The following is a 22,310-nucleotide window of genomic DNA, read 5'->3' on the forward strand; positions in this document are numbered from 1 at the left end:
CTCCATTGGCCTATTCGAACACGCAGCTTTTCATTGCCGGCAAATGGCGCCCGGCCCATTCGGGCAAAGTGATCGAGGTGCGCAATCCCGCGACCGAGGAGGTAATCGGCACCGTCGCTCATGCGGGCCAGTCCGATCTCGACGAGGCGCTGGCCGCCGCTTCTGCCGGCTTCAAGGTCTGGCGCAATGTCGCGCCGTTCGAGCGCTGCCGGATCATGCGCAAGGCCGCCGCGATCATGCGCGAGCGCAATGACGAGATCGCGCCGCTGCTGACGATGGAGCAGGGCAAGACGCTGGGCGAGGCCAGGATGGAGGCAATGGCCGCCGCTGACGTGATCGAGTGGTTCGCGGAGGAGGCCAAGCGCGCCTATGGCCGGTTGATCCCCGCGCGCGGCCCCGGCATCTACCAGATCGCGATGAAGGAGCCGGTCGGCCCGGTCGCCGCGTTCACGCCGTGGAATTTCCCGATCAACCAGGTCGTGCGCAAGCTTTCCGCAGCGCTCGCTGCCGGTTGCTCGATCATCGTCAAGGCGCCGGAGGAGACACCAGCTTCGCCTGCGCAGTTGATCCGAGCGTTTGCGGACGCGGGCGTGCCCGATGGCGTCATCAACCTCGTCTACGGGGTGCCGTCGGAAATCTCCGAATATCTGATCCCGCATCCGGTGATCCGGAAAATATCGTTCACCGGCTCGACCCATGTCGGCAAGCAGCTCAATGCGCTTGCGGGCCTGCACATGAAGCGCGCCACCATGGAGCTCGGCGGCCATGCGCCGGCGATCGTCTTTGGGGATGCCGACGTCACGTCGGCCGCGAAGATCCTGGCGGCGGCAAAATATCGCAACGCCGGCCAGGTCTGCATCTCGCCGACGCGGATGCTGGTGCAGGACGATGTGTTCCGCGAATTCGTCGACAAATTCGTCGACAGCGCCAAGGCGTTCAAAGTCGGCAACGGCCTCGATCCCGAGTCCAAAATGGGCTCGCTCGCCAATCCGCGCCGCGTCACCGCCATCGAAGGCATGGTGCAGGATGCCGTCGGCAAGGGCGCCAGGCTCGAGACCGGTGGCAAGCGCGTCGGCAACAAGGGCCATTTCTTCGAGCCGACCGTGGTGAGCGATGTACCGAAGGATGCGCGCGCGATGAACGAGGAGCCGTTCGGCCCGCTCGCCCTGATCTCCCGCTTCTCGTCATTCGACGACGTAGTCGAGGAGGCAAACCGGCTGCCCTTTGGCCTTGCTTCCTACGCCTTCACCAGCTCGGCCAAGACGGCGGCTGCGATCGGCTCGGCGGTCGAGGCCGGCATGATGTCGATCAACAGCTTTGGTCTGGCGCTGCCCGAAGTGCCGTTCGGCGGCATCAAGGATTCCGGCTATGGCTCGGAAGGCGGCACCGAGGCGATGGAGGGCTACTTCAACACCAAGTTCATCAGCCAGACGGGCGTGTGAGAAGGCGTTGTACGCGAGGCCGCGCGATGATCGCGCGGCTTAGCGCTTGACGAAAACCAGGTTGCAGGCACGCGCCTCGTTGCGCTTGCCGCTGCCGCGGGTGCGATCGAACTGCGCGTCGACCGTAAAGGCGTAAGGCGAGCCGGGTGCGAGGTTGTTGAGTGTGTAGGTGCTCGCCCCCGTCGTGCCGCGCGCGCTCAACGTCGTCTTGCCGTCCGCGGGGATCTGGCCGTCGATCTCCAGCCGATTGACACCGCCCGGACCCTGCACCTCGGCGTGAAACACGCCATTGGTCACGGTGGCGACCAGGGGCCTGGTGAAGCCCTGCGCCTTGCCGGAAGCCGGGCAGTTCAACGTCACGTCCCAGCTGCCGTCGAAATCCTTGCTTCCCGTGGTTCTGGCGTTGCCGGAAGGCGCCACCGCCACTTTCTGCTTCAGGCCTTCAATGCGTGCCTTGGCGAGGGTGGCGAAGATGCAGTTCGGGAATCTCGCGAGATGATCCTCAAAGGCACCCAGCGTGCCGATGCCCTCAGCAGCCTTCCAGTGCGCCTCGGCGGCCGAGCAGGGATCGGCCTTCGGTGCAGCTTGGGGGGCCGCCGGCGCGACCGTGACCGTTACAGGCCCGTTCAGGTAGAACTTGCCGATGATCGACAGCGACAGCTCCGGCAGCTGGGTCTTGCCGCTGGAGTCATAGACGTCGCTGCTGATGTCGCGAAAGACGTCGCCGATTTCCTGCGGCTCCTCGATGTGCTTGAGGAACGCGGTCGTGTAGGGGCTGTTGCGGCCGGTGCCGTCGGCGGCAACCTGGCCTGATTGCGTCGAGAATGACACGATCGTGCCGCGCGGCGCCTCGACTTTCGACAGGCCACGTCCGATCGAGGCGGCGCGGGTCGAGCCGGCAGAGCGCTTCAAGGTTTCGGCCAGCGGATTGTCGCGGCAGGAATCGAGCACGAGGATGCGCAAATTCTTGGCCTGCTGCAAATCGTTCACGATGTCGTCGACACGTACGAAGCGTTTCAGGTCCGCCTCATCCGTCAGCACGGCGTCGACAGGCATCAGATAGTTGACGCCGTTGTACTGCATCGCATGGCCGCTGTAATAGAACATCGCAACATCGGCCCGGCTGGCGGCGCGCGCGAAGCGGATGGTCAGGTCCTGCATGTCGGCCTGACGCAGGTCGATACCCTGGAACACCTCGAAACCGCTGCGCTTGAGCGAGGCTGCGACGTCTTCGGCGTCATGCGACGGGTTGGGAAGCTGCGCCGTAGAGACATAAGCGCCGTTGCCGATCACCAGCGCGACCCGCGTGTCCGCCGATGCGGGGGCAAGGCTCAGTCCAAGGCTCAGCCAGAGGGCGAGGAGGGTCAGGAAAAACTGACGCAAAATTCCAGAAGGAGCACGCATGAATGCCTTCCAGGGGAAATATCGAAAAATATCCCCCAGATTAGCGCATGCCGCGTCGGTATCAATGCCCTCGCTGTGGGCCCGTCAGATTTGGCGACCGTGACATCCTGTCACGCCGGGTTTGCCGCCACCGTCTTGCGCAGCTCCATCTCGGTCGCAATCGCCTCCCGCACGCTGGGCCGCGCCTGCATGCGCGCAAGATAGGCCGACAGGCGTGGCCATTGCGCGATGTCGACGCCCGCGGGACGGAGCAGCAGCAAGGCCCAGGTGAGGTGGGCGTCCGCGACGGTGAAACGGTCACCGACGAGGAATTCGCGGTCCGCGAGATGCGCCGATGGCACCGCCAATGTCTGCGTGATCCTTGCACGCGGCTTGGCGAGTGAGCCGTCGTCCTTGTACCAGAAGGTCGGAAACAGGAATGCCTTGTGGATCTCGGTGCCGACGAAGCTCAGCCATTCCTGCAGGCGGTAGCGGTCGGGATCGCCGAACCGGGGCGCAAGGCCCGCCTCCGGCTTCGCATCGGCGATGTATTGCAGCACGGCCGCGCTTTCGGTCAGCCGTTCGCCGTTCTCCAGCACCAGGACCGGCACCGCGGCCTTCGGCGACACCTCGCGGAAATCGCCGTCGTCGTCCGCGACCGTCTTGGTCCGGAGATGCACCAGATGATAGCGCGCATCGAGGCCGGCTTCCATCAGCGCGATGCGGCTCGCAAGCGAGCACGCCATCGGCGAGAAATAGAGCTGCAGCATCGCGTTGCTCCGTTATTTCAGCGCATCGCCGCGCGCGATGATCGCGAAGCGGTCGGATAGCTCGGCGAGCGCAACCTCGTGGATGGTCCGGGCGTCCAGCGTGCCGCCGCGGCCGTCGGGCAGGTCGCGCGTGGCGCAGGCATCGGCGTCAACAGTCGTGCGAAAGCCGAGGTCGAGCGCGGCGCGGGCGGTGGAGCTGACGCACATATGCGTCATGAAGCCGGCCAGTACGATGTTCTTCCTGTCGGTTGCGGCAAGGCGCGCCTGCAGATCAGTGCCGGCAAACGCATTCGGCAACTCCTTCTCGATCACCAGCTCGCCGGCACGGGGGCTCAGCTCGGCGACGATGGCGCCGCGGTCGGCGCCGCGATCGAACAGGCTGCCGGCCTTGCCGCGATGGGCGATATGGATGATCGCGGCTCCGCTCTCGCGTGCCCGTGCCAGGAGCGCAGCCGCCCGCGCGATCGCGGGCCGGGCGTCGGGCAAAGCGAGGGGGCCTGCGAGATATTCGTTCTGGATATCGATCAGCACCAGCGCGGCGTCGCCAAGACGCGGCGGGTCGAGATCGGCACCGGCGAGCTGCAGCAGGGTCTTTGCGGTCGTCATGGTCTGGAAATCTCCGGGGCAAAAGGCTGCACGAACATAGCTCCGGGAATGCCTGCCGATATGCAGGGATATTGCAGCGGGTGGCTGCGATATTGCAGGCTGCTCCCGGCCGGTATAACCTGACGCAATGAACTGGGACGATCTGCGCATCATCGCCGCCGTCAGGGACGAGGGCACCTATGCGGGCGCCAGCGCGCGGCTGCGCATCGACGAGACGACGGTCGGGCGCAGGCTGTCGCGCATCGAGCGTGCGCTCGGTTTGCGTCTGTTCGAGGCCGCCGACGGCGTCCGCAGGCCGACGCGGAGTTGCGAGGCGGTGCTGGCGCATGTCGAGGCGATGGCCGCACATGCCGCCGAGATCGGTCGCGTCGGCGCGAGCCTGGCAGGTCCGGTGGGACGCCTGCGCATCGCCTCCACCAACACGTTTGCCGAGGAGGTGCTGTCGCCGCGCGCGAGCGACTTCCTGCGCGCCAATCCCGGCCTGACGCTGCAATTCCTCACCTCGAGCGAGAACGTCAAGTTCTCGCGCTGGGAGGCCGATCTCGCCATCCGGTTGCGCAAACCCGACAAGGGTGACTTCGCGATCTCCAGGCTCGGCGAGATCCGCATTTATTATTTCGAGCCTGTCGCGACCGAGGGCGAGCCGGTGCTGTGCGCCTATCCGGACGAACTCGGTGCCATTCCCGAGATGCAATTCCTGCGCATGAAGCAAGCCCGCGCGCGCTGCGTCACCGACAACGTTCGCGTCATCCGTAACCTGATCCGCGCGCATCGGGCCGCCGGCGTGTTGCCGGAGTATGTTTGCGCGGACTTGCTCGGCGATCGCCGCCTGCGCGCCACGCTGCTGCCGAAGCGGCGCGACGCCTGGCTGCTGGTGCAAAACCACCTCAAGCGCGATCCCGCGACGCGTGTGACGATCGACTGGGTGAGGGCGTGTTTTCAGGAAACGTCGCGCGGTTGACGTCACATCGCATTGTGATCATCGCGTCACAGTGCGGAGTGCGTGACGAAAAATCTTGGCATTCCCCCTTGCAACCCGAACGTGCTTCGTCTATTAGCGCCCTCCTTCGCTAGGCCATGGGTTCGGGCTCCCTGAGATCCCGACTGGCGCGGGCCGCTCTGCGGTTTCGTGTTCCGCCGAATGAAGGGCAAACGCAGGACGTAGCTCATGGAGAGCGTCGGGCTGAACACCCGAAGGCATCGGTTCGATTCCGGTCTCTTGCACAAAGGATAGCTCAGTTTGGTAGAGCAGATGACTGTTACTCATCCTGTCGCGGGTTCGAATCCCGCTCCAGCGCTCCGTTTCAGCCTGAAAAGCTGATACCTCTGACGAGGACCGGACGCGCGCTTCAGTCGCAGTCCGGCCGTTTTGCCGAAAGGCTTTCCGTCCGAACCTAGACACTGTGAGACCGGCTTTGCGCCGCGGGTCGATACCGCTTGCGCTGATGCCGGGTGGCTCCGCATGACCGCTCGACACGCGTCGAGCGATCGCGCGCGTGCGCCCGTCATCGCGCAAGCTCAAGCCCCGGCCCGCCGATTTCCCAGGAAGCGTCGTCCGCGTCCTCACGTCCTTTGCGAACGAAACCCGCTATCCGGCCGCGTGCGGCCGGAGGCAACATGATGGAGGCGTGCCATGACCTGGCACTTGCTGATGCTGAACGTGACGGTGAAGGATGGCGAGCGCGCGTTGCTCACGCGCAACGGACAGCTCGTGCGCGTGCTCGCGCCCGGCAAGCATCGCCTGTTCGATCCCCTGCACGAGCTGAAGGCCGAGGTGCTCGACGTGGTGCGCAGCGAATTCCCCGCGGATCGCTACGCGGTACTGAAGGCTGCGCGGCCTGATCTGGCCGCGGAGCTGTTCGAGGCGATCGAGACCAAGGCGGACGAGATCGCCATCGTCAGCCTCGACGGCCGGCCCGTGCATCTGATGACGCCCTGGCAGGCGCGCGTCTACTGGAAGGTCGCGACCCGCATCGATGTCGAGCGCATCGATGTGTCCGCCGATCCCCGGGTTGGCGCGCGGCACCTGACCATGATCGAGCGCAACCGCTCGACCGTCGTGATGGAAGCGGTGGTCGAGAACCACGAGGCGGGCCTGCTCTATGTCGAGGGCCGGCTCGTGGAGCGGCTTGCGCCCGGCCGGCACGCCTTCTGGACCGTCGGCCGCAAGATCGAGGTGAAGCGCCTCGACCTGCGGCCCCAGGCGGTCGAGATCACCGCGCAGGAGATGCTGACCAAGGATCGCATCGCGCTGCGGGTGACGCTGACGGCGTTCCGCAGGATCGTCGATCCCGAGCGCACGGTTGCGACCGTGCCCGACGTGGATGCGTGGCTGTACCGCCTGGTGCAGTTCGCGATCCGCGAGGCGGTGGCGGGCCGGACGCTGGACGAGGTGCTGTCTGCGAAGGCGGCGCTGGATGCGGAGCTGCGCGACTATGTGCGGGCACGCGTTGCAGAGTCCGGCGTGGAGGTAACCGAGCTCGGCGTCAAGGACGTGATCCTGCCCGGCGAGATCCGGGAGCTGGTGAACAAGGTGGTGGAGGCGGAGCGGGTCGCGAAGGCGAACCTGATCCGCCGGCAGGAGGAGACCGCGGCAACGCGTTCGCTCCTGAACACCGCCCGCCTGATGGAGGAGAACCCCCTGCTGCTGCGGCTCAAGGAGCTGGAGTCGCTGGAGCGGCTGGTCGAGAAGGTCGGCCGCATCGACCTCCATGCCGGCAACGGCGAGGGCCTCGATGCCCTCCTGACCCGGCTCGTGCGCCTGAAGGCGCCCGAGAGCGCATGAAGCAGAAGGGCCGCCCACGGGCGGCCCTTCACATCTCCATTGTCGACGCTTGCGATGAACGCGTGCGCGCGCCCGTGCGACCAAACCATGAGTGGGTATTGCACGCGCGCGAAGGTTGCGTAATCTCACGGTGACGACCACAATCTCGATCATGGCAAGCGAATGACCACTCTTCAGCAAACGATCCGCCCTACGGCCCGGCCGCGGGAATGGAAAGCGATCGTCGTCCTGATCCTGTTGATCCCGGTGCTGTGGTCGCCGCCGTTCCTGTTTCGCTTCTTCCTGTATCAGCCCTTCAACATTCCTTCCGGCTCGATGACCCCGACGCTGGTCGTCGGCGACTACGTCTTCGCCGCAAAATATGCCTATGGCTACGGCCGCTATTCCTTCCCTTTCGCGCCGTCCTGGATCTCGGGCCGTGTCTTTGCCGCCGAGCCCGAGCACGGTGACGTCGTCGTGTTTCGCGCGCCAAAGGACACCTCGGTCGACTACGTCAAGCGCGTGGTCGGGCTGCCCGGCGACCGCATCCAGATGCGGCAGGGACAGCTTTTCCTCAATGACAGACCGGTGACGCGCGTCGCACTCGCAAACGGGCTCGCCGGCACCGCCTGCGGTCTGGATGGCAGCGTCAAGGTCAAGCGCTGGCGCGAGACGCTGCCCAATGGCAATTCCTACATCACCTACGACTGCGTCGAGAACGGCTACTACGACAACACCAATGTCTACACCGTGCCGCCCGGCCATTTCTTCGTGCTGGGCGACAACCGCGACAACTCGAGCGACAGCCGCGTGATGGCAACGATGGGTTTCATCCCGATGGACAACCTCGTCGGGCGGGTGACGCGGATCTTCTGGTCGCTCGATGAAGACGGCGAGCCGCACATGGAGCGGCTGGGGAAGGTGTGGTGAGGGGCGCCGCCCCCGTCATTCCGGGGCGCGCCCTCTTGGGCGCGAGCTTTGGTGCGCAATCGCGCACCAAAGCTCGCGCTCCGCGCGCCCCGGAATGACGGGGGGAGAGAGTTTGCCCAAAACAGAAACCCCGGCATCGCTGCCGGGGTTTCGTAGTCCTTGAGGTGGTTGGACCTTAGAAGTCCATGCCGCCCATGCCGCCGCCCGGGGGCATCGCCGGACCGGCGCCGCCCTTCTTGGGCAGCTCGGCGACCATGGCTTCCGTGGTGATCAGGAGCGCGGCAACCGAGGCTGCGTTCTGGATCGCGGTACGGACCACCTTGGTCGGGTCGATGATGCCCTTGGTGACCAGGTTGACGTACTCGCCGGTCTGGGAGTCGAAGCCGTAAGCGTAGGTCTTGTTCTCCAGGATCTTGCCGACGATCACCGAACCGTCTTCACCGGCGTTGATCGCGATCTGGCGAGCGGGAGCCGACAGCGCCTTGCGCACGATCTCGACGCCGGTCTTCTGGTCGTCGTTCTTGGTGCGCAGACCCTTGAGCTGCTCGGAGGCACGGAGCAGGGCGACGCCGCCGCCCGGGACGATGCCTTCCTCGACCGCCGCGCGGGTCGCATGCATCGCGTCATCAACGCGATCCTTGCGCTCCTTCACCTCGACCTCGGTCGCGCCGCCGACGCGGATCACCGCGACGCCGCCTGCGAGCTTGGCGAGACGCTCCTGGAGCTTCTCACGGTCGTAGTCCGAGGTGGTCTCCTCGATCTGCGCCTTGATCTGGGCCACGCGCGCCTCGATGTCGGCCTTCTTGCCGGCGCCGTTGACGATCGTGGTGTTCTCCTTGTCGATCATCACCTTCTTGGCGCGACCGAGCATGTTGAGCGTGACGTTCTCGAGCTTGATGCCGAGATCTTCCGAGATCGCCTGGCCGCCGGTCAGGATCGCGATGTCCTGCAGCATGGCCTTGCGGCGATCGCCGAAGCCCGGAGCCTTGACGGCCGCGACCTTCAGACCACCGCGCAGACGGTTCACGACGAGGGTCGCAAGCGCTTCGCCTTCGACGTCCTCGGCGACGATGACCAGCGGCTTGCCGGTCTGCACCACGGCCTCGAGCAGCGGCAGCAGCTCGTTCAGCGAGGAGAGCTTCTTCTCGTTGATGAGGATGTAGGCGTCGTCCATCTCAACGCGCATCTTGTCGGCGTTGGTGACGAAGTAGGGCGAGATGTAGCCGCGGTCGAACTGCATGCCCTCGACGACGTCGAGCTCGGTCTCGAGCGACTTGGCTTCCTCGACGGTGATGACACCCTCGTTGCCGACCTTCTTCATGGCGTCGGAGAGGAACTTGCCGATTTCGGCATCGCCGTTGGCGGAGATGGTGCCGACCTGGGCGATCTCGTCGTTCGAGGTGACCTTCTTGGAGTTCTTGACGAGGTCGGCGACCACGGCTTCCACGGCCAGGTCGATACCACGCTTCAGGTCCATCGGGTTCATGCCGGCGGCAACCGACTTTGCGCCTTCACGAACGATCGCAGCCGCGAGCACGGTTGCGGTGGTGGTGCCGTCGCCGGCCGCGTCAGCCGACTTGGAGGCGACTTCGCGCACCATCTGCGCGCCCATGTTCTCGAACTTGTCGTCGAGCTCGATCTCCTTGGCGACGGTGACGCCGTCCTTGGTGATGCGGGGAGCGCCGAACGACTTGTCGAGGACGACGTTGCGGCCCTTGGGGCCGAGCGTCACCTTGACGGCGTTGGCGAGGATGTCGACGCCACGCAGCATCTTGTCGCGTGCATCGACGCCGAATTTGACTTCTTTAGCTGACATCTGGATTTTTCCTTAGGTGTTTAGCTGGTGGGGAGAGGGGGCTCTTAGGCCGCCTTCTTCTTGGAAGCGGGGACGTCGAGGACGCCCATGATGTCGCTTTCCTTCATGATCAGCAGGTCGACGTTGTCGATCTTGACTTCAGTGCCGGACCACTTGCCGAACAGCACGCGGTCGCCGACCTTCAGGTCGATCGGGATCAGCTTGCCAGCTTCGTCGCGGCCACCGGGGCCGACGGCGACGACTTCGCCCTGCGAGGGCTTTTCCTTGGCAGTGTCGGGAATGATGATGCCGCCGGCGGTCTTCTCTTCTGCGTCGATACGCTTGACCACGACGCGGTCGTGAAGCGGACGGAATTTCATGCAGTCCTCCTAAGTAGTTGCACGGTATGGGAATTTTTTGGCGTTAGCAGTCTGTGCCAGCGAGTGCTAGCACAGGCGAGGCTGAAATAGGACAGGAATTTTGCGGGGGCAAGGGCTTCTAGCAGAAAATTCGGCACTCTGAAGGCCCGGGTGCCAGAATCTCTTTACCATCGTTAACCCGCCCGGTGACCGTATTAGCACGGAGCCCTCTCTGCTGCTAAAGCATTGAATTTCAACAGCTTGTTAAACTTTTAGGCTTGAGATGGATTGTCAGTTTGCGTCACATTTCTCTCATGTGAGCGCATCAGTACCGGGTGGCTCGTAAGGCGCACACCGACCAAGCCGCCCCTTGAATGCGCTCCTGCAAAGGAGGTTGGCATGGGCTTGCGGAGTGGGGGCGTTTCCGAAGATTTCCGGAAACAGCTTTTGGGTTACGGGCTGACGACGGCGCAAATTCTCTATCGGATGCCCGATCATCCCTCGCTTCTCCAGACCTACGTCTGGCAGAACTACGACATGTTTCCGAAATTTCCGGCGCTGAAGGATTTCCTGGCGTTCTGGCAGGAGAAGCTCGACGGTCCGCTCCATTCGGTGACCGTCGCGCATTCCAAGCTGATCAAGCCGGCCGAGCTGCGCGCCGTGGATGGCGTGTTCCGGCTGCATTGAACAGCGCGCCGCCGGCATCGTAGAGTGGGCAAAGGCGCGCTCGCGCCGTGCCTACCATCTCTCCACGATTGCATCTGGCAATGGTGGGCACGCTTTCGCTTTGCCCACCCTACGATATCTCGTTCTGTGCTAGCCTCCGCCTATAACAACAGGGAGGCGGCCCATGGCCAAGAAAACAAAATCGCGCAGTGCAGCCCAGGCCGCGGTGAAGAAGCGGAGCGGAGCCAAGGCCGTGGCACGATCCTCGGCGCGCAAGGCGGTGAAGGCAAAGGCGCGCACGACACCGGCGAAGGCCGCTCCGAAAAAGCCCGCGCGTCCCAAGCAGCGCATCGCCATCAGCCATCACCGCGAGGAAGACTTCAAGGCCGACGGCCTGCGCGCCTACGCCAAGTATCGCGACCTCGGCATCGCCGAAGCCAGCCACGGCCTCGCGCAAGCCCACGTGATCCGCCTGCAAGGCCCCTGCGATCCGAACGAGGTGTCGAAGCTGCACTTCCACGACGTCGAATTCCAAATGGTCTACGTGCTCAAGGGCTGGGTGAAGACCTACATGGACGGCCAGGGCGAGACCTTGATGAAGGAAGGCAGCGCCTGGACCCAGCCGCCGAAGATCAAGCACATGATCCTGGATTATTCGGATGACGTGGAGCTGCTGGAGGTGATCCTGCCGGCGGAGTTCAGGACGGTGGAGTTGAAGGCGTAGGCGCGGTCTCTCCGCCGTCATTGCCCGCAATGACGGCTCTCTTGTAGCCCGGATGGAGCGAAGCGAAATCCGGGGCCACCGCCTGCGACAGCACACGCTGTCCCGGATTGCGCTACGCTCCATCCGGGCTACGGAGCCGCCGCTACGTCAACACCCCCACCACCGCGCCCATCAAACACGTCGTCAGCGTCCCCGACACGATCGACTTCAATCCCAGCGCGTTGATCTCCTCGCGCCGCTCCGGCGCCATCACGCCTAAGCCGCCGATCATGATGCCGAGGCTGGCGAAATTGGCGAAGCCGCACATTGCGTAGAGCATGATCAGGCGCGAGCGCGGATCGAGCGTATCGGGCGGCAGTTTTGAGAAGTCGACATAAGCGATCAGCTCGTTGAGCACGGTCTTGGTGCCCATCAGGCCGCCGGCGGTCACCGCCTGGTCCCAGGGCAATCCCATCAGCCAGCACACCGGCGCCATCACGAGGCCCAGCAGCCGCTGCAGCGAGATCGCGGCGCCGCCGATATTTGGCAGCAGGCCGAGGATGGCGTTGACGAGATAGACCAGCGCCACCAGCACCAGCAGCATGGCGACGATGTTGATCAGCAGTTCGATCCCCGCGCTCGTCCCCTTCACGATCGCATCCATCGGGCCGGAGACATCCATCTCGGGATCCTCCAGCGCGCCGCCGGTGCGCTTGTCTGAAGTCTCCGGCACCATGATCAGGCTGACGAGGATCGCGGCCGGCGCACCCAGCACCGAGGCGATGACGAAATGGGCGGCGGCATCGGGAATGAGCGGCGCCAGCAGCGTCGCATAGAGCACCAGCACCGTGCCGGCGATGCCGGCCATGCCGCCGGTCATCACCAGGAACAATTCGCTGCGCGTCATCTGCGCCAGGTACGGCCGCACGAACAGCGGTGCCTCGACCATGCCGAGGAAGATGTTGGCCGCGGTCGAGAGCCCGACTGCGCCGCCGACGCCCAGCGTCCGCTCCAGCAGCCAGGCCATGCCGCGCACGACCGGCGGCAGCACGCGCCAATAGAACAAGAGCGTCGTCAGCACGCTCATGACCAGCACGATCGGCAGCGCCTGGAACGCCAGGATGAAATCGGCGCCCGGCACCTTCAGATCGAAGGGCAGGGGACCGCCCCCGACATAGCCGAACACGAAGGAGGAGCCGGCGCGCGAGGCCGCGGAGATCGCGCCGACCGCGTCGTTGATGGCGCCGAAGGCGCGCGCGACGACGGGCACCTTTAGGAGCACGACCGCGGTGACGAAGGTTGCGACAAGCCCGATCGCTGCTTGGCGAGCCGAGGCCGCGCGGCGATTCTCGCTCAGCACCCAAGCGATCAATAGCAATGCGAAAACGCCGAGTGCCGATTGCAGCCGAAGCATGATGTCCCCAAACCCTCAATGATTATGGCCGCGCGTGCGTTGCAAACGCAATGCCGGAAGGCCGCCGGATCCGCCCGCTGTTGACAAGCAGGTCTGCGTCAGCCACGCGGGGCGGGTCGAAATCAGGGGGCGGACGGTCCAAGCGTGACCCAAGGGGCGATGACAGAGCAGCCGATATCCTCGAATCCGCCGGTCACCGCCCGCGCACTTCTCTCCCACCGCGCATTCCTGTTCTTCCTGCTCTCGCGCAGCCTGTCGCGCTTCTCCAGCCAGATCGCGGCGGTCGCGATCGGCTGGCAGATCTACGATCTCACCGGCTCGGCCTTCGATCTCGGCATGGTCGGCCTCGTGCAGTTCCTGCCCACCGCGCTTCTGGTGTTCGTCGCCGGCCACGCCGCCGATCGTTTCGAGCGCAAGCGCGTGGTCCAGCTCTGCCAGCTCGTGGAGGCCGCGACCGCGCTCTATCTCGTGATCATCACCTATCTCGGCCTGGTCAGCGAGGTGCAGATCTTCATCGCGACCTTCGTGCTCGGCATTGCCGGCGCCTTCGAGAGCCCGACCACCGCGGCTCTCTTGCCGCTGATCGCGCCGCAGGGATCGCTCCAGCGCGCAACCGCAGTCGCGAGCGGCGCGGGGCAGGTCGCAACCATCACCGGGCCGGCGCTCGGCGGCTTTGCCTACGCGGTCGCGCCGCATCTTGCCTATGCCGTGATGCTGCTGTTCTGGATTCTCGGGATGATTTTGACCGGCTTCATCCGGCCGCGTCCGCAGGCGGTCTCCAAGGAGGGGACGGACGCCGACAACATCTTCGCCGGCGTTCGTTTCATCCGCAGCAACCCGGCGATCCTCGGTACCATCTCGCTCGATCTGTTTGCCGTGCTGTTCGGCGGCGTCACCGCGCTGTTGCCGATCTATGCCCGCGACATCCTCCAGACCGGCCCGATGGGGCTCGGGATCTTGCGCGCCGCGCCCGCGGTCGGTGCGCTGCTGATGACCATGGTGCTCGCGCGTCACGCCATCTCTCGGCATGTGGGCCTGCGCATGTTCCAGGCTGTGATCGTGTTCGGCGTCGCCACGGTCGTGTTCGCGCTGTCGTCCTGGATGTGGCTGTCGGTGCTCTCGCTCGCGGTTCTCGGCGCCGCCGACACGATCAGCGTCGTGATCCGCTTCTCGCTGGTGCAGCTCTCAACCCCCGACGAGATGCGCGGCCGGGTCGGCGCGGTGAACTTCCTCTTCATCAACGCCTCCAACCAGCTAGGCCAGTTCGAGAGCGGCGTCGCAGCCGCGCTGCTCGGCGTCATGCCTGCGGCCGTGCTCGGCGGCGTCTGCACCGTCGCGGTCGCGCTGCTGTGGATGAAGCTGTTTCCGGCGCTACGGCAGGTGGAGAGCTTGGAGTAGGGGCTCCGCTCTCTCCCTCTCGTCATTGCGAGCGCAGCGAAGCAATCCAGAATCTTGCCGTGGAGGCGTGATCTCTCACCAGGAGACCACGACGAGACTGCGTTGGTCGTCCCAGTTGTCGAGAAAGCTGGTTCGGAAATTCTGCTGTGCCTCAGCGATCGTTAGTTCGAATATTCTCTGCGCGTACGACTTTTCAACGAACATCCCGTCCGGGAGGAATTCATTGAAAAAGGCGTCGGCGACAGCGTTTCTTTGATACCCGATCTGCTTGGTGTAGACGACATCCTCCAATCGATCGACCATCGGATACTGCTTGATCTTGAAGGTCTTCAATCTCTTCAAGACATTTGGCGGCAGTTGCGGCTTCGGCGCGAAAAAGCTTCTCTTGTCGGTAAAGTATAGACCCGTCTGGGTCGGGTTCATCGGATCCGATTCGCCTGTGGGGCAGAAATAAAAGCTGTCGGAGAATTTTCCGATCCCTGACAGCTCCCGTTGATGAAGGGCTTGATAGTAGTCTCGCGCGGAGAATCCGTGATCGGAAAGAAGCCGCTCAAAGTCGATATACTGATTTGTTTTCTTGCGGCTGAATTGAACGATCTTCTGAAGTTGAGCCTGCTCGACGTCGATGATGACAGGAAAATCAGTGACGTCATCGTCGATGTGAAGATGATATATGTCCAAACCCATTTGTACCGTTCCGAACGATTTGCGGAGCCGCCGGGCAATGGCCGGGATTATGGCTCTACCCTAGGTGGCTCATACCTTAGTTCGGGATTGTGACATGCTTTCTCGCCGTTGCCCGCCTCTTCGCGCGTGTAAGGACGATTGTCGAGGCGGGGCCAGGACTTATTCCGTCTCACCCCGCTTGCGGGGAGACTTCGCGGCGCCTTGACGCCTACTGTGCATGGGGTTGTTTTTCAGTTTTTTGAGTCAGGCCCTCTCCCCGCAAGCGAGGAGAGGGAAGAGAGGTCTTCAGCCCCGTCCGACAAACGGCATCTTGGTGGCCATCACTGTCATCGTCAGCACGTTGGCATCGAGCGGCAGGCCGGCCATGTAGGCGACGGCGTCGCCGACCGCCTTGGCGTCCATGCGCGGCTCATGCTTGGTGGTGCCATCGGGCTGCAGCACGCCGGGACCGTTGACCATGCGATCGGTCATGGGCGTCGCGGCATTGCCGATGTCGACCTGGCCGACCGCGATGTCGTACATGCGGCCGTCGAGGTTGGAGGCCTTGGTGAGGCCCGTGATGGCGTGCTTGGTCGAGGTGTAAGCCGCCGAGAACGGACGCGGCGCGTGCGCCGAGATCGAGCCGTTGTTGATGATGCGGCCGCCGCGCGGGCTCTGGTCCTTCATGATGCGGAAGGCGTGCTGGGTGCACAGGAACGGGCCGGTGAGGTTGGTGTTCACCACCGCCTGCCACTGCTCGAGGCTAAGATCCTCGAAGTTCACCGCCGGCGCGCCCATGCCGGCATTGTTGAACAGCACGTCGAGCCGGCCGTAGGTCGCCTTCACCTTGTCGAACAGCGCGGCAATGGAGTCCGGCTTGGTCATGTCGGCGGTGACGCACAGGCTCTTGCCCGCGGGGCCGAGCTTCGCGGTCTCCTCGAGCATGTCGAGCCGGCGCCCGACCAGCACCACGGTGAAGCCGATGTTCATCAACGCCAGCGACGCCGCGCGCCCGACACCGGTGCCCGCGCCCGTCACCACTGCGATCTTGTTTGCTTCACTCATCGTTTCCTGCCTTTTCTCTCTTCAAGTTGGCTGTCAGGTTTTTGGTTCTTTTTCGTTCTTGTACGGCGGCCGCGGAATGTTCTGATGCGCCGCGCGCAACGCCGCCGACCAGCGCGAACGGAGGTCGTGGAAATAGGGCTCGCCCGCCTCGATGCGGTGGTTGAGATCGGCATCGCAGGCATCGCTGCGCACCACCAGCACGTCGATCGGCAGCCCAACGCCGAGATTGGAGCGCATGGTCGAGTCCATCGAGATCAGGCCGGTCTTCAGCGCCTCGTACAGCTCGACGTCGTAGTGCATGGCGCGGTCGAGCACCGGCTTGCCGTATTTGTGCTCGCCGATCTGCAGGTAGGGCGTGTCCGTGGTGCACTCGATGAAATTGCCGGCGGTGTAGACCATGAACAGGCGCATGCGCGCGCCCTTGATCTGGCCGCCGAACAGGAAGGAGACGTCGAAGGAGACGTCTTCGGATCGCAGCGCCGGTCCTTCGGTCGCGTGCACAGCCCGGATCGCCCGGCCGATGCGCTGAGCGGCCTGGAACATGGTCGGTGCGTTCATCAGCGTCTCGACCTCGCCCGTGGTGGGGTCCTCCAGGCCTTCGGTCAGCGTCGACAGCACCGACTGGCTGATGGCGAGGTTGCCGGCGCTGGCGATCGCCATGATGCGGTCGCCGGGTTTCGAGAAGATGTGGAGCTTGCGGAAGGTCGAGACGTTGTCGAGCCCGGCATTGGTTCGGGTGTCGGCGATCATCACCAGACCGTCCCGAACCAGGATTCCGCAACAATAGGTCATTTCCCGTCCCCGAACGCGTTTGCGCGGAATTACTAGCCAATTTCGGGGAGGCATGAAACCCCCGATTCCCCGGGGGAGGTCGTCATTCTCCGGCGAAACAGCTATCTCTGCCGCTCAGTCAGCGGCATCGACGAGAAACGCCTCGTCGACGGGGACGCCGAGCGCCGTGACCAGCCGGTTGGTCTCCGCGGCCATGCCGACGATGGCGAGCATCTCGCCATATTCGGCATCGGTCATGCCCTTGGCCCGTGCGCCCGCGGTGTGCGAATGGATGCAATAGCTGCAGCCATGCGCGATCGAGACTGCGACATAGAGCATTTCCTTGATCTTGGGATCGAGCGCGCCGGGTGCCATCACCTCCTTGATGCTCTCCCAGGTCCGCCGCAGCGTCTTCGGATCATGTGCCAGCGCGCGCCAGAAATTGTTGACGAAGTCCGACTTCCGCACCTTGCGGATATCGTCGAAAACGGCGCGCGCCTCGGCGGAGAGTTCATCGTCCGAAAGCAGCTTTACGGTCGCCATGGGTTACCTCGCGGGGTCAGGTCTGATCCCGCGAGTGTAGCACGGCTCGAGCGCTCAGCCGGCATGCCCGGCCGAGCGGCGCAAGGCCAGTTTGCCGACGTCGACATATTGCCGCTGCTGCGCATGGGCGTGCTGAGCTGCGACGTGAAGGTCGCGCAGGCGCCGCTGCAGCGGCGAGCTGTCATAGACCACGCTGGCGCCGGCCAGCGCAAAGCAGGCATCCGCGATGCCGACGCAGGTCGTGGCGAGCCAGGTCGCGGACCGGGCCCCCTCGTTCATGAGGTCTTCGTCGTTCAGCGTTCCCGCCAGCGCGTGACGCCAGTGGCTGGCGGCCTGGACCTCATGAAACGCTTGCGCGGCCCCGAGGTCGGCGGAGATCCGGCCGAGATCGTACTGGAAGATCTCGGACTCCCGCATCGGCACGGCCGCGTACAATTGCTGCCTTCCGGTGCCCGCCAGCGCGAGCAGGTCATCGACGGTGCCCTCGGCCATGCCTACCGTGAATGCGCCGTGCACCAATGGCAGCCATTGGCGCAGCGCCCGATAGAGCGGACCCGACTGGCGCGGGGCGGCATCGAGATCGAAGAAATTGGCCTCGGGAACCAGCGTCTCCCGCAGCGTGACGTGATGGCTGCCGGTGCCCTTGAGCCCCGCCGCGTGCCAGGTGTCCTCGATCTCCCAGTCGCGCGCCGGCAACACAACGACGCGAAGCAGCGGCTTGCCCTGCGGGCCGGGGACCGGCTTGCCGTTTTCGGTGACAATGCAGAACCCGCCGATCCAGTCGGCGTGCGTGCAACCGCTGGCGAACGGCCAACGACCTTTGACGCGATAACCGTCGGCCACGCGCTCTGCCGTTCCACCCGGTTGGGATGAGCCGCAGATCGCCGTATCGGGTCCGTCCTGATAGATGCGCTGGTACAATTCCGGGGGGGACGCTGCGACGAAGAGGCTGCTGGCTCCGGCGACAGTCGCGATCCAGCCAATCGAGCCGTCGAGACGGGCCAGTGCCTTGATGACCTCCAGTCCGGCCGGAAAATCCAGCTCCAGCCCGCCATGGCTCCGCGCAACGAACATCCGGAAGAGCCCAATCGACCGTAGTCGTTCCACGAGGTCGGGCGGGACGCGGCGTGCGGCTTCGATCTCCGCGGCGCGGGCCTTGATCTCGGGAGCCAACTCCCGGATCCCCGCAAGCATGTCCTGGTGGGGATCGCGCAGGGGCACGGAATGCTTCTTGTTCTTTTCGTGAAGCCGCATCTGTCTCAACCTCTGTTGCGGAAACGGATCACAACGGAGGTTGAAGAGATGGCGCTACGGGACGGTTTCAGCGCGGCGGTCGTCGATTACAGCTGTAACGCTGTGACGTGATTGCGCCGCAGATGCCTCGTGACGAGATACCGCAGCGCCTAGCTCTGCCGCTGTGACTGGGACTGCGATTGCCCGCCGCGGCCGGCCTGCTCGACCTTCACGGCCACCGTCAGCGTCTCCGCGCCGCCGCCATAGCGGGTGCCGCGCACGGGGGCCGCGCCGAGATAGTCGAGCCCGATCGCAACGCGGACATGGGCGTCGGTGGTGCAGATGCAGTTGGCGGGATCGAAGCCGACCCAGCCGAGACCGTCGACGTAAGCTTCCGCCCAGGCATGGCCGGCATCCTGGTGCACCGTGCCGTCCGAGCGCAGGAAATGGCCGGAGACGAAGCGCGCCGGCACGCCACCACTGCGGGCGCAGGCGATGAAGATATGCGCGTAGTCCTGGCAGACGCCGCGCTTGAGCGTGAACGCTTCCGCCGCCGAGGTGCCGCTGTTGGTCGGATCCTCGTCGAAGGTCATGTGATCGCTGATTTGCGTCATCAGCGTGTGCAGGAAGCCGAGCGTGTCGCTCTCGGCCTCGCTGCGCAACTGCCGCGCGACCGCCGTCATCGCCGGATTGACGGTGGTGAGGTCGGTGGCGCGCAAGAACATGCCGGCCGGAAAGCGCTCGTCGGCGCCGCGCAGCACGCCGCCGGTGTCGTGGGTCTCGATCAGGCCCTCGGCGGTGATCTTGATGTCGCCGACGGGTCCGCAGGACAGCACATGGGTGACGTTGCCGAAGGCGTCCTCATGGGTGTCGAGCTTGGTGTCGGTCGAGACGTCGATCTGCCACTCCGCCACATATTGCCCGTCATGGCTGCCGGGCGTCATGCGCAGGATCTGGATCACGCTCGTGGCCGGCGGCTCGTAGCGATAGGTCGTGGTGTGCAGGATTCGCAGGCGCATGGTGGACCGTGAAGTTAGTGGTTAGACCCGCTGCCTATTGCGAAGAAGCTCGTCATGCCCGGGCTTGTCCCGGGCATCCACGATCTTCCTCGCCGCGCAAAAGCAAGAACGTGGATGGGCGGGACAAGCCCGGCCATGACGATATCCCGTTTTCGTCAGCCGGGGGACATCAGATCAAATACTGCTTCGTGATGATTTCGCCCAGCCTGGAATTGTCCGTGATGAATTCCTGAATGAATTCATGCACGCCATGCTGGAAAATGTCGTTCATATTACTGTGTTCCAGCCGGTTGCGGATGCCGCGGGCATGGCGCTGGGCGGGGCCCTGGCGGCCATAGGCGACGCCGATCTGGTCGAGATTGCGCACGAGATTGCCGTAGCAGCTTGCCAGCGAGCGCGGCAGCGTGTCGTTGAGGATGAGCAGGTCCGCAATCAGCCAAGGCTTCAGCGTCTCGCGATAGACCCAGTGATAGGCTGTCAGCGCCGAGACCGAGCGCAGGATCGAGCTCCACTGATAGAAGTCGAGCGGGCCGCCGACATGCTCCTCCTCGGGCAGCAGCACGTGGTACTTCACGTCGAGGATGCGCGCGGTGTTGTCGGCGCGCTCCAGATGCACGCCCATCCGCGAGAACCAGTAGGCGTCGTTGCGCAGCATGGTCCGGTAGGCCGAGCCGTCGAAGCGCAGCGAAGTCTCCTGCACGAAGCGCAGGAATTTTGCGAGATCCTCGCGCGTGGAGGTGCCCTTGCTCCAGACCTCCTGGAGTTCGATCCAGGCCGAGTTGATGGTGTCCCACATCTCGCTGGTGAGCGCGGTGCGCACTGAGCGTGAGTTCAGCCGCGCCGCCTCGATGCAGTTCCTGATCGATGATGGATTGCTTGCCGAGAACGAGAGGTAGTCGACGACGTTGTGCTCGTTGGCGACTTCGTATTGCTGATAGAAGCTCGCGGCGACGCCGGCGGTGAGAAGCGCGGAGTCCCATTCATTGGTCTTGCCGATATAGGCGGCGGGAAGCGCGGTGACGCGCAGCGTCGCATCGATGGTGCGCGCGAGATATTCGGCCCGTTCGACATAGCGGGCGAGCCAGTAGAGGTTTTCAGCGGTACGCGACAGCATCTGACTACTCGTCCAGGATCCAGGTGTCTTTGGTGCCGCCGCCCTGGCTCGAATTCACCACCAGGGAGCCTTCCTTGAGCGCGACCCGTGTCAGCCCGCCGGGCACGATCGTGGTGCTCTTGCTGCCGGTGAGCACGAAGGGCCGCAGGTCGACGTGGCGTGGCGCGAGGCCGCTTGCCGTACAGGTCGGGCAGGTCGAGAGCGCCAGCGTCGGCTGCGCGATAAAACCTTCCGGCTCGCGCTTGAGCTTTTCGCGGAAGGCCTCGATTGTCGCTTTCGTCGCGGCAGGGCCGATCAGCATGCCGTAGCCGCCGGAGCCGTGGACTTCCTTGACGACGAGCTCGCCGAGATTGTCGAGCACATAGGCGAGGTCCTTCGGCTCGCGGCAGCGCCAGGTCGGCACGTTCTTCAGGATCGGCTCCTCGCCGAGATAGAATTTCACGATGTCCGGCATGTACGAGTAGATCGCCTTGTCGTCGGCGATGCCGGTGCCGACCGCGTTGGCGAGCGTGATGTTGCCGGCCGCATAGGCCGACATCAGCCCGGGCACGCCGAGCACGGAGTCGGGGCGGAAGGTGAGGGGGTCGATGAAATCGTCGTCGACGCGGCGATAGATCACGTCGATCCGCTTCACTCCCTCGGTCGTCCGCATGAACACTTCGTTGTTCTTGACGATGAGGTCGCGGCCTTCGACCAGTTCGATGCCGAGCTTGTCGGCGAGGAAGGAGTGCTCGTAGTAGGCCGAGTTGTAGACGCCAGGCGTGAGCAGGGCGACCGTCGGCTCGCCGGAGGCGCCTTGCGGCGCCACCGAACGCAGGGCGGAAAGCAGCTCGTCCGGATAGCGTTCGACTGGCGCCACCCTGTGGCGGGCGAACAGGTCAGGAAACAGCCGCATCATGATCTCGCGGTTTTCCAGCATGTAGGACACACCCGACGGCGTACGGGCATTGTCCTCCAGCACGATGAAGTCCTCGGCATCGACCCGGACGATGTCGATGCCGGCGATGTGCACGTAGACGTCGTGCGGCACCTGCTGGCCGTTCATCTCGGGGCGGAACACCGGGTTCTGGAAGATCAGGTCGTCGGGCACGACCTCGGCGCGCAGGATGTCGCGGCCATGATAGATGTCGCGCAGGAACATGTTGAGCGCGCGCACGCGCTGCTTCAGGCCCTTCTCCAGCAGCGCCCATTCCTTGCCGGACATGATTCGCGGGATCACGTCGAAGGGGATCAGTCGCTCGGTGGATTCGGAATCGCCATAGACGGCAAAGGTGATGCCGATGCGGCGGAACAGAAGCTCGGCCTCCTGGCGGCGATATTCGAGCGCCTCGGGAGGCGTCTCCTTGAGCCAGCGCGCCAGCTCCTGATAGGCGGGGCGAAGGTCCCCGCCGGGAATGTTCATTTCATCAAACGCGACTGCCATAGATCCCGACTTGTCTCCGCAAGGCGTTGCGCCATTCGACAGGTCGTCAGGCCTTGGTGAAGACCGCAACGTCCTGGCCATGCGGCAAGAGTGCATGACTCTGAGGAGGTAGCAAGGGCTGGGCCAGCGCGATAAGCATGGAGTTGTGGCGTTTGCCGGGGACAGCCGGGAGGGTGCCTCAAAAAATGGCTGAGGACTGCTTATTTCGGCAGCAAAACCGCGTGACTTCAACGCGTTACCTCGGCA

Annotated in this window: 21 protein-coding genes and 2 tRNA genes; 9 read left to right on the plus strand and 14 right to left on the minus strand. The window is 64.4% G+C overall.

Going from position 1 to position 22,310, the window contains the following annotated elements; all coding sequences use genetic code 11:
• Nucleotides 1-5: 5 nt before the first annotated feature.
• Nucleotides 6-1,442, plus strand: a complete 1,437-nt coding sequence (locus ABIA90_RS28820; RefSeq protein WP_354120555.1) for an NAD-dependent succinate-semialdehyde dehydrogenase — start codon at nt 6-8, stop codon at nt 1,440-1,442.
• A 39-nt stretch (nt 1,443-1,481) separates the two neighbouring features.
• Here the strand turns inward: ABIA90_RS28820 and ABIA90_RS28825 are convergent, their stop codons facing one another.
• The 3 genes from ABIA90_RS28825 to ABIA90_RS28835 form a co-directional block, all read right to left on the minus strand.
• Entirely contained in the window at nt 1,482-2,846 is a 1,365-nt protein-coding gene (locus ABIA90_RS28825) for a caspase family protein (protein ID WP_354120554.1), read from the minus strand.
• Between the two features lie 110 nt (nt 2,847-2,956).
• Complete coding sequence (locus tag ABIA90_RS28830) at nt 2,957-3,595, minus strand: glutathione binding-like protein (RefSeq protein WP_354120553.1); 639 nt, start codon at nt 3,593-3,595, stop codon at nt 2,957-2,959.
• A gap of 12 nt (nt 3,596-3,607) precedes the next feature.
• The gene (locus ABIA90_RS28835; protein ID WP_085404362.1) at nt 3,608-4,201 is read right to left on the minus strand and encodes a cysteine hydrolase family protein; all 594 of its coding nucleotides are present in this window, start codon (nt 4,199-4,201) and stop codon (nt 3,608-3,610) included.
• A 127-nt stretch (nt 4,202-4,328) separates the two neighbouring features.
• Here ABIA90_RS28835 and ABIA90_RS28840 point away from each other — a divergent pair, with 127 nt between their 5' ends.
• From ABIA90_RS28840 to lepB, 5 genes are all read left to right on the plus strand, one after another.
• Nucleotides 4,329-5,162: a LysR family transcriptional regulator gene (locus ABIA90_RS28840; RefSeq protein ID WP_071912531.1), complete on the plus strand. Its 834-nt coding sequence runs from the start codon at nt 4,329-4,331 to the stop codon at nt 5,160-5,162.
• A gap of 193 nt (nt 5,163-5,355) precedes the next feature.
• Nucleotides 5,356-5,425, plus strand: a tRNA-Phe gene (locus ABIA90_RS28845).
• A gap of 4 nt (nt 5,426-5,429) precedes the next feature.
• Nucleotides 5,430-5,495 (plus strand) — tRNA-Asn (locus tag ABIA90_RS28850).
• Nucleotides 5,496-5,834: 339 nt separating this feature from the next.
• A complete protein-coding gene (locus ABIA90_RS28855) occupies nt 5,835-6,986 on the plus strand; it encodes a slipin family protein (protein ID WP_354120552.1) in 1,152 nt (383 codons plus the stop codon).
• A gap of 162 nt (nt 6,987-7,148) precedes the next feature.
• Nucleotides 7,149-7,895, plus strand: a complete 747-nt coding sequence (gene lepB, locus ABIA90_RS28860) for a signal peptidase I (RefSeq protein WP_354120551.1) — start codon at nt 7,149-7,151, stop codon at nt 7,893-7,895.
• Between the two features lie 175 nt (nt 7,896-8,070).
• On the opposite strand, the gene groL is transcribed toward lepB, so the two are convergent.
• Together groL and ABIA90_RS28870 are read right to left on the minus strand one after the other, a co-directional pair.
• On the minus strand, nt 8,071-9,711 hold the full coding sequence (gene groL / locus ABIA90_RS28865) for a chaperonin GroEL (protein ID WP_071912538.1): 1,641 nt from the start codon (nt 9,709-9,711) through the stop codon (nt 8,071-8,073).
• 44 nt (nt 9,712-9,755) lie between these two features.
• Nucleotides 9,756-10,070 (minus strand): co-chaperone GroES, encoded by a 315-nt coding sequence (locus ABIA90_RS28870; protein ID WP_008139213.1) that lies wholly within the window; start codon nt 10,068-10,070, stop codon nt 9,756-9,758.
• 378 nt (nt 10,071-10,448) lie between these two features.
• Between ABIA90_RS28870 and ABIA90_RS28875 the strand changes: the two genes are divergently transcribed.
• A complete protein-coding gene (locus tag ABIA90_RS28875) occupies nt 10,449-10,736 on the plus strand; it encodes an usg protein (protein WP_014494242.1) in 288 nt (95 codons plus the stop codon).
• 163 nt (nt 10,737-10,899) lie between these two features.
• A complete protein-coding gene (locus ABIA90_RS28880) occupies nt 10,900-11,439 on the plus strand; it encodes a cupin domain-containing protein (RefSeq protein ID WP_071912540.1) in 540 nt (179 codons plus the stop codon).
• Between the two features lie 142 nt (nt 11,440-11,581).
• Here the strand turns inward: ABIA90_RS28880 and ABIA90_RS28885 are convergent, their stop codons facing one another.
• Entirely contained in the window at nt 11,582-12,832 is a 1,251-nt protein-coding gene (locus tag ABIA90_RS28885) for a NupC/NupG family nucleoside CNT transporter (protein ID WP_354120550.1), read from the minus strand.
• Between the two features lie 159 nt (nt 12,833-12,991).
• Here ABIA90_RS28885 and ABIA90_RS28890 point away from each other — a divergent pair, with 159 nt between their 5' ends.
• Complete coding sequence (locus tag ABIA90_RS28890; protein ID WP_354120549.1) at nt 12,992-14,230, plus strand: MFS transporter; 1,239 nt, start codon at nt 12,992-12,994, stop codon at nt 14,228-14,230.
• A 75-nt stretch (nt 14,231-14,305) separates the two neighbouring features.
• Here ABIA90_RS28890 and ABIA90_RS28895 read toward each other — a convergent pair whose 3' ends face one another.
• From ABIA90_RS28895 to ABIA90_RS28930, 8 genes are all read right to left on the minus strand, one after another.
• Entirely contained in the window at nt 14,306-14,917 is a 612-nt protein-coding gene (locus ABIA90_RS28895; protein WP_354120548.1) for a hypothetical protein, read from the minus strand.
• Between the two features lie 285 nt (nt 14,918-15,202).
• The gene (locus tag ABIA90_RS28900) at nt 15,203-15,961 is read right to left on the minus strand and encodes an SDR family oxidoreductase (RefSeq protein WP_028150002.1); all 759 of its coding nucleotides are present in this window, start codon (nt 15,959-15,961) and stop codon (nt 15,203-15,205) included.
• 33 nt (nt 15,962-15,994) lie between these two features.
• On the minus strand, nt 15,995-16,753 hold the full coding sequence (locus tag ABIA90_RS28905) for a proteasome-type protease (RefSeq protein WP_028154691.1): 759 nt from the start codon (nt 16,751-16,753) through the stop codon (nt 15,995-15,997).
• 114 nt (nt 16,754-16,867) lie between these two features.
• The gene (locus ABIA90_RS28910; protein ID WP_354120547.1) at nt 16,868-17,275 is read right to left on the minus strand and encodes a carboxymuconolactone decarboxylase family protein; all 408 of its coding nucleotides are present in this window, start codon (nt 17,273-17,275) and stop codon (nt 16,868-16,870) included.
• A 54-nt stretch (nt 17,276-17,329) separates the two neighbouring features.
• Nucleotides 17,330-18,496 (minus strand): flavin-dependent monooxygenase, encoded by a 1,167-nt coding sequence (locus tag ABIA90_RS28915; RefSeq protein ID WP_354120546.1) that lies wholly within the window; start codon nt 18,494-18,496, stop codon nt 17,330-17,332.
• Between the two features lie 182 nt (nt 18,497-18,678).
• Entirely contained in the window at nt 18,679-19,527 is an 849-nt protein-coding gene (locus ABIA90_RS28920) for a transglutaminase family protein (RefSeq protein WP_063982452.1), read from the minus strand.
• Between the two features lie 169 nt (nt 19,528-19,696).
• A complete protein-coding gene (locus ABIA90_RS28925; RefSeq protein WP_028150006.1) occupies nt 19,697-20,641 on the minus strand; it encodes an alpha-E domain-containing protein in 945 nt (314 codons plus the stop codon).
• A 4-nt stretch (nt 20,642-20,645) separates the two neighbouring features.
• Nucleotides 20,646-22,064: a circularly permuted type 2 ATP-grasp protein gene (locus tag ABIA90_RS28930; protein WP_014494252.1), complete on the minus strand. Its 1,419-nt coding sequence runs from the start codon at nt 22,062-22,064 to the stop codon at nt 20,646-20,648.
• Nucleotides 22,065-22,310 lie beyond the last annotated feature (246 nt).

Origin of the sequence: Bradyrhizobium sp. LA6.8 (assembly GCF_040547935.1) — a bacterium.
Lineage (GTDB): Bacteria > Pseudomonadota > Alphaproteobacteria > Rhizobiales > Xanthobacteraceae > Bradyrhizobium > Bradyrhizobium barranii.